Annotated in this window: 9 protein-coding genes; 3 read left to right on the top strand and 6 right to left on the bottom strand. The window is 63.5% G+C overall.

The features are described from left to right. From VNN55_10320 to VNN55_10305, 4 genes are all read right to left on the bottom strand, one after another. Positions 1–658 (bottom strand): hypothetical protein (locus tag VNN55_10320; GenBank protein HWO57947.1); only part of this gene is annotated, 658 nt, incomplete at its 3' end. Beyond that, on the bottom strand, positions 651–1,184 hold the full coding sequence (gene ybeY, locus VNN55_10315) for an rRNA maturation RNase YbeY (GenBank protein ID HWO57946.1): 534 nt from the start codon (positions 1,182–1,184) through the stop codon (positions 651–653). The genes ybeY and VNN55_10320, both read right to left, overlap by 8 nt. A gap of 7 nt (positions 1,185–1,191) precedes the next feature. Then, positions 1,192–3,501 (bottom strand): HDIG domain-containing protein, encoded by a 2,310-nt coding sequence (locus VNN55_10310; protein ID HWO57945.1) that lies wholly within the window; start codon positions 3,499–3,501, stop codon positions 1,192–1,194. 9 nt (positions 3,502–3,510) lie between these two features. Then, a complete protein-coding gene (locus VNN55_10305; GenBank protein ID HWO57944.1) occupies positions 3,511–4,533 on the bottom strand; it encodes a PhoH family protein in 1,023 nt (340 codons plus the stop codon). A gap of 358 nt (positions 4,534–4,891) precedes the next feature. Here VNN55_10305 and VNN55_10300 point away from each other — a divergent pair, with 358 nt between their 5' ends. Further along, the gene (locus tag VNN55_10300; protein HWO57943.1) at positions 4,892–5,320 is read left to right on the top strand and encodes a response regulator; all 429 of its coding nucleotides are present in this window, start codon (positions 4,892–4,894) and stop codon (positions 5,318–5,320) included. Between the two features lie 99 nt (positions 5,321–5,419). Here VNN55_10300 and aspS read toward each other — a convergent pair whose 3' ends face one another. Beyond that, a complete protein-coding gene (gene aspS, locus VNN55_10295) occupies positions 5,420–7,237 on the bottom strand; it encodes an aspartate--tRNA ligase (protein ID HWO57942.1) in 1,818 nt (605 codons plus the stop codon). Between the two features lie 16 nt (positions 7,238–7,253). Further along, on the bottom strand, positions 7,254–8,534 hold the full coding sequence (gene hisS / locus VNN55_10290) for a histidine--tRNA ligase (GenBank protein ID HWO57941.1): 1,281 nt from the start codon (positions 8,532–8,534) through the stop codon (positions 7,254–7,256). Positions 8,535–8,812: 278 nt separating this feature from the next. On the opposite strand from hisS, the gene VNN55_10285 reads away from it, so the two are divergent. Both VNN55_10285 and VNN55_10280 read left to right on the top strand, forming a co-directional pair. Continuing rightward, a complete protein-coding gene (locus VNN55_10285; protein ID HWO57940.1) occupies positions 8,813–9,001 on the top strand; it encodes a hypothetical protein in 189 nt (62 codons plus the stop codon). 106 nt (positions 9,002–9,107) lie between these two features. Next, the gene (locus VNN55_10280) at positions 9,108–11,381 is read left to right on the top strand and encodes a M48 family metalloprotease (GenBank protein HWO57939.1); all 2,274 of its coding nucleotides are present in this window, start codon (positions 9,108–9,110) and stop codon (positions 11,379–11,381) included. Positions 11,382–11,512 lie beyond the last annotated feature (131 nt).

Below are 11,512 nucleotides of genomic sequence, written 5' to 3'. Positions count from 1 at the left end.
CCGCCACAATGTCGATGCGCGGGACCATCACCTCCCGCACCTCGGTGTCCTCCAGCCCGATCACGCCGCGGATCATCTCGCGCTCATCCGGCTCGATCACCGGTTCATCCATCCCGACCGATTCGGCCAGCGAATCGAACGCGCGTTCAACGATCTCCTCGCGCTCGGCCAAACGTGTCGAAGGGCGGTGCAGGGTCGAAACCCAGTGGGCCAGCGACAGCACGGGACGGAACATCTGCCAGGTCAATGACAGCGCGGCCAGACGCATCGACAGGAGCCGCGGCGCCGGTTCGGCCCGCGCCGCCCGCCGCGGGAGGACATCGCCGGCCAGGACATGGACCAGCCACACCAACGGCAGCGCGACCACCAGACAGGGCAGCGACGACCAGGCCATCGACGCGCAGAAGCGCGGCACGGCCCACAGTGCGAGCACAATCATGATCCCGAACGCCAGCGACTTGAGCAGGTCTGCCGCCAGCAGGACATCGCGCGACGAACGCGCCAATAATTCCCAGCGCCCCGATGCCTCATCGTCGTCCTCGGCACGTTCCGTGGCGAGATCCACCAGCGCCGACAATTGCTGCGCGCCGGCGTTGGTCAGATAGATCATGACCAGCAGCAGAAGCGAGACCACCAGGGTGATCAGCAGTTCAAGCATCGCGCCCACTCTCTCCCGCTGTCCGTGCGCCGATCAGCCCGACAGCGAGCAGGCACCGGTCTTCGGCTCGGCGCATGCGCGCGTTGTCCGCCGGTGTATGGTGATCGTAGCCGAACAGATGCAGGCAGCCGTGCACCGCCAGTCGCAGAACCTCATCGGCGATCGTGCCGCCGTGCTCCGCGGCCCAGCGCCGGCAGTGCGCGTAATTGCAGTAGATCTCACCGATCAGATGGTCACCGTCCATACCAGGCATCCGGCCGCCGAGCGGGAAGGAGAGCACGTCGGTCGTCTGGTCCCTGCCCCGGAACCGGCGGTTAAGCCGGCGCATGACCGTATCATCGACCACGATCACCTGCACCGTGCCCCCGCCATGCTCGCGACGGATGATGGACTCCAGCGCCGCGCGCATTCGCGCCACCGGCAAACGCGCCCCGTGGAAGTCCCGCACCAGATGCACACGAACGGTCCGCCCGGACGTCTTCCGGGCGCGACGGGTGGCGGTGGGGTTGGCCGAGGGAGACGCCATGCCAGTTCTACGAGGGGCGGCCCGTCGGCCGGGTTTGCAGTGCGTCGCGCGTGGGCGCAACGTCGCTGTTGTCCGCCTCGTCCTCCAGCGAATCCGCCGCCGAGGGGTAGTCGATCCGCTGGTGGAACACTCCCAGCAGGATCTTAAGGAACGCCTGTTCGATCCGATGCAAGTCGCGCAACGTGAGATTGCACTCCTCCAATTGGCCGGCGAGGAATTTGTCGGCGATCACTTTCTGGACCACCGCCTGCACCCGCCCCGGCTTGGGGTCGTCGAGCGTGCGCGTCACCGCTTCGACCGAATCGGCCAGCATCAGGATCGCGGTCTCGCGCGTCTGCGGCTTCGGGCCGGGGTAGCGGTATTCCTCTTCGACCACCCCTTCGTCCGGCGACTGCTTCAGGGCCTTCTGGTAGAAGAAGCTCATGACCGTGGTGCCATGATGCTGCTCGATGAAATCGATCACCGCGTCGGGCAGATTGTGCTCGAGGGCCAGCTCCTTGCCGCCCTTGACATGCCGTTCGAGGATGAGCGCGCTCATCGATGGCGAGAGTTTGTCGTGCTTGCTTTTGGTGTGGCGCATGTTCTCGACAAAGTACTCCGGCTTTTCCATCTTGCCGATGTCGTGGTAGTAGGCCCCCACGCGCGCCAACAGCGCGTTGGCGCCGATTGCCTCGGCAGCCGCCTCGGAGAGGTTGCCGATCACGATCGAGTGATGGTAGGTCCCCGGCGCCTCCAGCGACAGACGCTTCAGCAGCGGATGATTGAGATTGGATAGTTCCAACAGCGTCAGATCGGTGGTGAACCCGAACAGCGATTCGAACACCGGTAACACGCCGACCGCCAGGATCGCCGCGACAATCGAATTCACCATGCCGTACCCGGCCGCCTGCAGGATGCCCTCGGTTTCGGTGTAACGCAGCGACTCAATCACGACAATCACCAGGAGGAAGGTCAGCGATCCGTAGAGCGCCGGGCGGTAGAAGTCGTAGCGGCGGCGCACCGTCCGCACGCTGTAGGCCGACACCATGCCGACCGCCACGCCGACCACCGTCACCGGGAAACTGAAGCCGGTCACCACGCCGACCAGGAACGAGAGAAAGACCGTTGACACCAGCGCCGTGCCCAGATCCACCAGCACGGTGATCAGGATGGCGGTAAACGGGATCGGTATGAGGTAGAGAAAGGGCCAGCCAAAGGCCAACGCCACGCGTGCCGCCGCCAGCGTAAACAGCCACAGCAGCGCGGTGAGGAGGATCACCGCCGAGCGTCGCAGGTAGCGGCGGCGGAAATAGTAGAAGTGCGCCGCCATGCCCGCCACGCAAAACAGCGCGAACAGCGCCCGTCCGCCGATCGGCAGCAGATATCCGAGCAGGCTGTCCGAATCGCGCCGCTCGGCGCGCAATTGCGCCAGCGCTGCCAATCGCTCGGCGTGCGCCGCCGTCACCCGCTCATTCTTCGCCACGATCCGCTCGCCGCGGTAGATGCGCACCTTGTACGGCTGGAGTTCATCCAGAAGCGCCTGGCGGCGTTGCTCGGTTGATTCGTGATCGTACACCAGATTGGGCGTGAGCAAATCGCTGATCACCGCCACCAGCCGCTGGCGTTCGGACTCGTCGACCCCCGGAATCTCCGCCAGTTCGACTTCGATGCGCGCCCGCGCCGCCGACCGGTCGAGAATCTGATCGCGCTTGAGCGGCATTTCCCCCACTCCGGGACGGTCCACCATGACAAACGGGCTTTCCGTCGTCGGCAGGAAGCGCGTGTCGGGGAAGATGCCGGTGGTATAGAGCCGCCGCACCGCATCCTCGGCGGTGAAACGCAGGGCCAGCCAGCCGCCGCCCGCACGCGGCGGGGTCAGCGTGTCCAGGTCCCACCACGGAAACTCCTGCGCCAACCGCTCCTTGCGCAGATTCGGGCTGATCGGTGAGGCCGCCAGCCGCTCGGCGCGGTTGAAGAAATGGCCCAGCGTGCGCTGAATCGAGTCGGCAATCACCCGGTCATACTTCAGGATGGGAGGTGTCTCACGCCGGATTTCATCCTCCTCGGCGCGAATCTCCTCCGGCGACTTCATGACCGGAAAATCAAACGGCGCGATGATCTCGGCGGTGGCGATGTCTCCTTCGCGGGGGAAATCGGGTGGGACAAACAACTCCGGCCGCGGGAAAAAGACAATCGAGCCGGCCACGACCAGCAGGCCCAGCGCGATGTGCGTCGCCGTCTGCACGCGCCGGTAACGGCGCGTGTCGCTCACGTCTTCCAGACGCGTGCGGATCCGCGCGGCGATGGCGCGCTTGGCTCTGAGCAGGACGTGGAACATACCCGGCCGTCAGGCCTCCCCGTCGCTTGCGGAGGCGTCCGTGGGCGATTGCAGTTGATGGTTGCGGCGCGCGCCTTCGTCGCGCCCCTCATGGCGCTCAAACGCCCGGATGATGGCGCTCACCAGCCGGTGACGCACCACATCCTTCTCCGTCAGATACACCATTCCGATCCCTTTGATCCCTTTGAGAATCTGGCAGGCCAGCGTCAGTCCGGACGTGGTGGGGTGCGCCAGGTCGATCTGCGTAAGATCGCCGGTGACCACCGCCTTGGAGCGCTCGCCCAGACGGGTCAGAAACATCTTCATCTGCCCGACGGTGGTGTTCTGCGCCTCATCGAGGATGACAAAGGCGTTGTTGAGCGTCCGCCCGCGCATGAACGCCAGCGGCACGATCTCGATCGTCCCGGTCTCCATCAACCGATGCATCTTGTCCATCGGCATCATGTCGTAGAGCGCATCGTAGACCGGCCGCAGGTAGGGATCGACCTTGGCGCGGATGTCGCCGGGGAGGAAGCCGAGCGATTCGCCCGCCTCGACCGCCGGCCGCGCCAGGATGATCCGGCTGACCAGCTTAGCCTTGAGTTCGGCCACCGCCATGGCGACCGCCAGGTAGGTTTTGCCGGTGCCGGCAGGGCCGACGCAAACCGTGATATCGTAGTTCTCGATCGTCTCGAGATATTCCTTCTGGCCGAGTGTCTTGGGCGTGATCTTCTGACGCGACCCCGGCGCGCCCGACGCTTCCAATTGCGCCGAGGGGCCTTCGCCGCCGTCCTGTACCACCGTGATGGCGTAATTCAAGTAGCGCTCCGACAATTCCCCGGTCTTCTCAATGTGCGATAGCAGGTCGACGAACAGCCGCGAGGCCGCGTCCAAACGCTCCGGTTGGCCCACCGCGATCACCTCGTCGCCGCGCGCCGTCAACGTGATGTCCAAACGGGCCTCAATCAGCGACAGAAACACGCCGTGCCGCCCAAAGAGAACCCGCGGATCGGTTCCTTCGATCGAGATGATGCGCTGGGAGGGTCTACTCAAAGCGGATGCGCGCAGGACAGCGTCCGGCTCCGGTCCCCCTCTTGGGGACTACCGTCTGCGCCAGAAGGCGGATTCAAAGTGTGCCTCGTCATCGCCCAAACACCAATCGGCCCCAAACAGCGACCACACGGGTCGCCTTTGATACATCGACCAAAGATGGACCAAATATACGCACCGCAGAACCGTCCGCTTTGGCATTCTTCGCCGCAATCCGGAAAGCCAATCTAAGTTATTTAGACGCAATAGGATAGTCTTGGTGGGGTTGGCGGCTGCCCCGCCGATGCCGCCAAAGGGCTCGACGTTTCGCGCCAACACGCCGATATCCGAATGGGGACCAACAATCAGGGAGGATACCGCTATGATGGAGAGCGCGCCCGAACTCGCTCCGCAGCCGGCCGACATTCTGTTTGTGGATGATGAACCGGACGCGCGCGCTGGCGTTTGTCAGCTTTTGACCACCTGGGGGCATCGTGCGCAGGCGGTCGCTTCCGGACGCGAAGCGCTCTCCTGTCTCAAGCAGCGAAAGATCGATTTGGTCATCATGGACATCCGCATGCCGCGCATGGATGGCCTCGAATCGTCCGCGCTCATCCGCGTCACTCATCCCTTCGTACCCATCGTACTATTGACCGGCGCGCCGTACGATGTCTCCCCGTCCGCCATGCGTGAGCTGCACATCGAGGGAGTCTTCCAAAAGCCGCTGCAGAAGTCGTTGTTCGAGGCGACCCTCAATCGCCTGCAATCGCGCATGGCCGCCACCGGCAAGATTGTGCTTCCGGTGGTCTGAGTCTCGCCGCCCGGCTGAACAATCAGGACCACACGGCAAAGAAAAGGGACGAGTCGGCATCGACCCGTCCCTCTTGTCGTTGGGCACTGTCGCGTGTATCTACGACTTGATCTGAATTCCCAACTCATCCAACTGATGCTGCTCGATCTCCGACGGGCAGGAGTCCATCAACGACTGCGCCTGAGTGGTCTTTGGGAAGGCGATGACGTCGCGCAACGATTCGGAATTGGTCATGATCGCCACGATCCGGTCGAAGCCGGGGGCGATCCCGCCGTGGGGCGGCGCGCCGTATTCGAGCGCCTCCAGGAGGAAACCAAACATCCGCTTGGCCCGTTCATCGTCGATCCCCAGCGCATTGAGCACCCGCCGTTGGATTTCCGGCCGGTGATTGCGGATTCCGCCCGAGGCGATCTCGGTGCCGTTGAGCACCAGGTCATATTGATAGGCGCGGATGAATTCCCATGGATGCTCCGGCGTGCCCGGCGCGGCGGCGGTGGTGAATCCGGCTTCGAGTTTCGGCAGGTCCTCGTCATAGGGGTGGGTAACGATGTTGTGCATCGCGTCGTAACGTCCGGCGTCGGCGTTGTACTCAAACAGCGGAAACTCGGTCACCCAGGCGAAGGCGAACTTGCCGGTGTTGACAAGGTTGAGACGCCCGGCGATCTCGCTGCGCAGTTTGCCCATGGCCGCCCAGCAGATCTTGGTGTCGCCGGCCACGATCAACACCGCGTCGCCGACCCGCGCCTCGGAGGCCCCGGTGATCCGGTCGAGCGCCTCCGGAGCGAGAAACTTGGCGATGGGCGATTTGACGCCATCCTCGGCATACAGGATATAGGCCAGCCCCGCCGCGCCCTGATCCTTGGCGATCTTTTCCAGCTCGGCGATCTGGCTGCGCGACAGCGTGGCCAGACCCGGCGCGCGCAGCGCCGACACACGCCCGCCCCGCGCCACCGTGTCCTCGAAGACCTTGAAACCGCACTGACGCACCGCTTCGGCAATGTTCACGATCGGCAGATCATAGCGCAGGTCGGGTTTGTCCGACCCGTAGGTGTCCATCGCCTGGCGGTAGGTCAGGCGCTGGAACGGGGCGATGATGTTGACGCCCAGCACCTCCTTGAAGAGGTGCTTCATCATCCCCTCGACCACCGCGAAGATGTCATCCGGAGTGACGAAGGTCATTTCCATGTCGATCTGGGTGTGTTCCGGCTGGCGGTCGGCGCGCAGGTCCTCATCTCGCAGACAGCGCGCCAACTGGAAGTAGCGATCAAACCCCGCAATCATCAGGATCTGCTTCATCAATTGCGGCGACTGCGGCAGGGCATAGAAACGCCCCTTGTGAATCCGCGACGGCACCACATAGTCGCGCGCGCCCTCCGGGGTCGAGCGCATCAAAAGCGGCGTCTCGATCTCATAGAATCCCTGGTTGTTGAGGTAGTTGCGCACGGCGATCGACGCCTGATGGCGGATGCGCAGTTTCTGCTGCAGCGGCGGACGGCGCAAATCGAGGTAGCGATACTTCAGGCGCAGGTCTTCCGAGGCGTTGGTGTGTTCCTCGATCTCAAACGGCGGGGTCTTCGATCGGTTGAGCACCACCAGACGCGACACCGACACTTCGATTTCGCCGGTGGCCAGCTTCGGGTTGACCGTCCCCTCCGGACGCTTCTGCACCGCGCCCTCGATCCCGATTACCGTCTCGGCCCGCAACGCCGCCGCGGTCTGCATCGTCTCGGCATCGAGGGATTCGGGGTGAAAGACAATCTGCGTGATCCCGTAGCGGTCGCGCAGGTCGATGAAGAACAGCCCACCGAGGTCGCGCCAGTGCGCCACCCAGCCGTTGAGACGCACCGTCTGGCCGGCGTGCGTGACGCGCAATTCGCCGCAGGTGTGGGTGCGTTTGATCGATTCAATGATCAGCATCGTGTCGTATCCGTTCTCAGGCAAACAGGGCGACCGTCCAGTCGCCGGGGTCCGCGGTGATTTCGGTTTGTTCGGCCTTGTCCATGACGCGCAACTGATACCGTCCCTTGGAAATCTCATCGTCGCCGATGAGAATGACATAGCGGGCGCGCAGACGGTCGGCTTCCTTCATCTGCGCCTTCAGGCCCCGTCCGAGGAAATCCCGATCGGCCGCCAGTCCGAGCGCGCGCAGACGCGCCACCGCCGCGGTGGCCCGCTCCGCGGCCGCCTCGCCCAGCGCGCAGACAAACACGTCCAACCGCGCTGCCGTGGACCGCGCGTCTTCCGGCAGCGCCGCCAAGACACGCTCAAAGCCGGCGGCAAATCCGACCGCCGGCGTCGGCGGCCCGCCGAGAATCTCGACCAGACCATCGTACCGCCCGCCGCCGCAGAGCGCATCCTGCGCCCCCAGCCGCGTCGACTTGAACTCGTAGGTCGTGCGTGTGTAATAATCCAGCCCGCGCACCAGCCGCAGGTCGATCCGGAAGGGCAGCCCCAGTTGATCGAGCCCGTGCTTGACCGCCTCGAAGTGCCGCCGGTCATCGTCGGTCAGGAAACGATCGATCGACGGCGCATTCCGGTAGATCGCCTGGCACTTCTCAACCTTGCAGTCGAAGATGCGCAGGGGATTGGTGGTGGCGCGCCGCTTGCAGTCCGCGCAGATCGCCGCGAACACATCGGGATCGGTCAGAAAAGCCCGCAGGGCGGCGTTCAACTCGACACGCGCCTGCGGCCCGCCGATCGAATTGATCACCAGCGCAAACTCCCGAACGCCCAACTCGCGCAGGATCGCGTCGGCCAGCGCGATGGTCTCGACATCGGCCTCCGGTCCGGCCGGCCCGATCAATTCGGCGCCGAACTGGTGGAACTGCCGCAGACGCCCCGCCTGGGGACGCTCCGCCCGGAACATCGGCCCGATGTAGAAGAACTTCCAACTGGGCCGTTTGACCCCCAGCGATTCCTCCAGATAGGCGCGCACCACCGACGGAGTGCCCTCCGGGCGCAGCGTCACCGATCGCTCCCCCCGGTCGACGAAGGTGTACATCTCCTTCTGCACGATGTCGGTCGATTCCCCGGTGCCGCGCTCGAAAAGTTCGGTCGGTTCCATCACCGGGCAGCGTATCTCGCCGAAGCCGAAGCGGCGCATCACCGTCCGGACAATCTCCTCGGCGCGCACCCACTGCGCCGTCTCCTCCGGAAGCAGATCGGCCATGCCCGCCAGGCGGCGGACAGCGGTCTCGGTGGATTTGCTCGTCATCGCAGAAAACCCAAAAAAAGCCGCCGGGGTATCCTTCCAGACGACGCCCCGGCACCACGACAGTCCATCAATTTCACCCGTCCGCACCATCCAAGTCAATTCGGAAAAGTGATGGCCCGCCCGCTCCCGTCCCACCTTTTTGCTTACAAACACAAATTTGGTCGCGTATTGAATGCAGGACGAGGGGATCACTGCCTATCCAGCCTTGCGACACCTTTAGCGTCTGAAAACGTTCAGAGCCGTCTGACCGGGTATCCCGCCCAGAGGGAGAGGTGCGCATGAAACGGTCCGCCCGACAACCCAAACTGATCTGGCATCCGCTGTCGCTTCAGTCGCTTTCGGTCAACGAGTTCACGCGGGTGGTCAACGCGATCCTGTCCGGACGCATCACCTTGCTGCACGATACGCTGAAAGGCGCATCGGCGATCCCCGAGCCGCCGGAGAACGCCCCCGGCGGTCCGGCATGAGACGCCGCATCGCCTTTGACATCCTTCGGGCCTGTTCCTGGCCGATTGCGATTGCGACCGCCTCCCGACCGGTCTAAATTGACCGCGACCACTGGGAGGGAAGCGTATGCGTCCGACCGTGCCTCGACTGCTTGTGCCTCTGCTGCTCCTGCTGGCGCTTGTCGCCGCGATGTCCCCCCTGGCGGCATTTGCGCAATCCGCAACGCCGCCCGCCTCCGACGAACCCGGCTGGGGGGAGATGACTCCCGAGCGTCGCGCGCAAGCCATCGAGTACTCCAACACCACCAACCTGCTGTATTTCGTCGAATTCTTCTATGGCCTGGCCATCTGGCTGGTCCTGCTCTTCACCGGCTTTTCCGCCAGGATGCTGGCGTGGGCCGAACGGATCGGTAAGCGACGCCTGCTGACGCTGTTCCTCTATCTCGTTGCGCTGATTGCCATCGTCCAGGTCGCCTCGTTGCCGCTGGATTACTATTCCGGTTTCCACCTCGAGCACCAATACGGCCTCTCGAACCAGTCGTTTGGCGCCTGGACATTCGACCTGCTCAAGGGACTGGGCGTGGCGCTGGTGATCTTGGCGTTGCTGGCGGTGATCGTCTACGCGATCATCCGCCGCAATCCGCGCTCCTGGTGGGCATGGCTGGGCGTGGTCTCGGTGCCGCTGGTCATCTTCTTCGTGATCATCGGGCCGATCGTCATCACGCCGATCTTCTATGAGACCAAGCCCATGGATGACACCCCGCTGCGCGCGCAGATTCTCCATCTGGCCGCGCAGTCGGGCATTCCCGATTCGCGCGTCTTTGTCATGGACGCATCGAAGGACACCAAGAAGCTGAACGCCTACGTCACCGGACTGGGAAAGACCAAACGAATCGTCCTCTACGACAACCTGATCGCCACCATGGAGCCCGCGGAAGTCCTCTTCGTCGTCGGCCACGAGATGGGGCACTACTTGCTCCAGCACATCTGGATCGGACTGGGGATCGCCGTCGCCTTCATCTTCATCGCCGCCTGGCTGTCGCATCTGGCGATGAACGCGTTGATTCGAAAATACCGGCACCGGTTTGGATTTGAACGGCTCTCCAGTTTCGCCAGCATGCCGCTTCTGGCGCTCTCGTTTTCGGTGATCGGTTTTCTTTTTTCGCCGTTGCAAAACGGAATCTGGCGACACTTCGAACACCAGGCCGACGTCTTCGGCCTGCAAAAAACCGCCGATACCGAGGCGGCGGTCGGCGCCTTTGAGAAGTTGGCGGCGACCAATCTCTCCAACCCCGATCCGTCGACTTTCATCAAGATCTGGCTGTATGACCACCCGACCCTGGCCGAACGGGTCACTTTCGCCCGGTCCTGGCAGTTTGCCGGCAGCGAGGCGGTCGCCGCCGCCGCCCCGGCGGCCACGACCGATTCCGCCCTGATTGTCCCCGGCGAGAAACACTTCAAAAACATCCGCCAACTCAGTTTCGGCGGCGAGAACGCCGAGGCCTACTTCTCCGCCGATGGCCGGAAACTGATCTTCCAATCGACCCGCGATGGTTACCCCTGCGACCGCATCTATACGATGAACATCGATGGCTCCGATCTGCGCATGGTTTCCACCGGCACCGGTGTCACCACCTGTTCGTTCTTCGCGCCCGATGGCGAGCGCATAATCTTCTGCTCCACCCATCTGGCCGGCGATTCCTGCCCGCCGAAGCCGTCGATGTCGCAGGGGTATGTCTGGGCCCTCTATCCCGGCTACGATGTCTTTTCCGCCAAACCCGATGGCTCCGACCTCAGGCGTTTGACCGACACTCCCGGCTACGACGCCGAGGCGGTCTATTCCCCCGACGGCACCAGGATCCTCTTCACCTCGGTGCGCAACGGCGATCTCGATCTGTATGTGATGAATCCCGATGGGAGCAATCCGGTCCAGTTGACCCATGAGCTTGGCTACGATGGCGGCGCATTCTTCTCACCCGACGGCAAGATGATCTGTTACCGCGGCAGCCACCCGACCGACTCGGCCGACATCGCCGATTACAAAAACCTGCTCGCGCAGGGGCTGATCCGTCCCAGCAGGCTCGAACTCTGGGTGATGAACGCCGACGGCACCGGCAAACGGCAGGTGACCAACAATGGATCGGCCAACTTCTGCCCGTACTTCCATCCCGACGGCAAGCGGCTCATATTCTCATCGTGCATGAACGATCCCAGGAAGCGCAACTTCGATCTGTTCATGATCAACATCGACGGCACCGGGCTGGAGCAGATCACCTTCGAGCCCACCTTTGATGGCTTCCCGATGTTCAACCGCGATGGCACCAGGCTGGTCTTCGCCTCCAACCGCAACCAGTCCAAGCCGGGGGAGACGAACATCTTCATCGCGGATTGGGTGGAATAACTGCTGCGGTTAATTGCGCGCCGGAGCTCTGCACAGGGCGCCGGCGTGCTTCCGTCTGCTCCGTCCGAAATCTCGCGTAAATCCGTTATATTCCTCAAGCATGGCGACGAACATACGTCGTCCGGCACGGG

The organism is bacterium, assembly GCA_035559435.1.
Taxonomy (GTDB): domain Bacteria; phylum Zixibacteria; class MSB-5A5; order WJJR01; family WJJR01; genus JACQFV01.
This window is presented reverse-complemented; position numbering and strand designations above follow the sequence as displayed.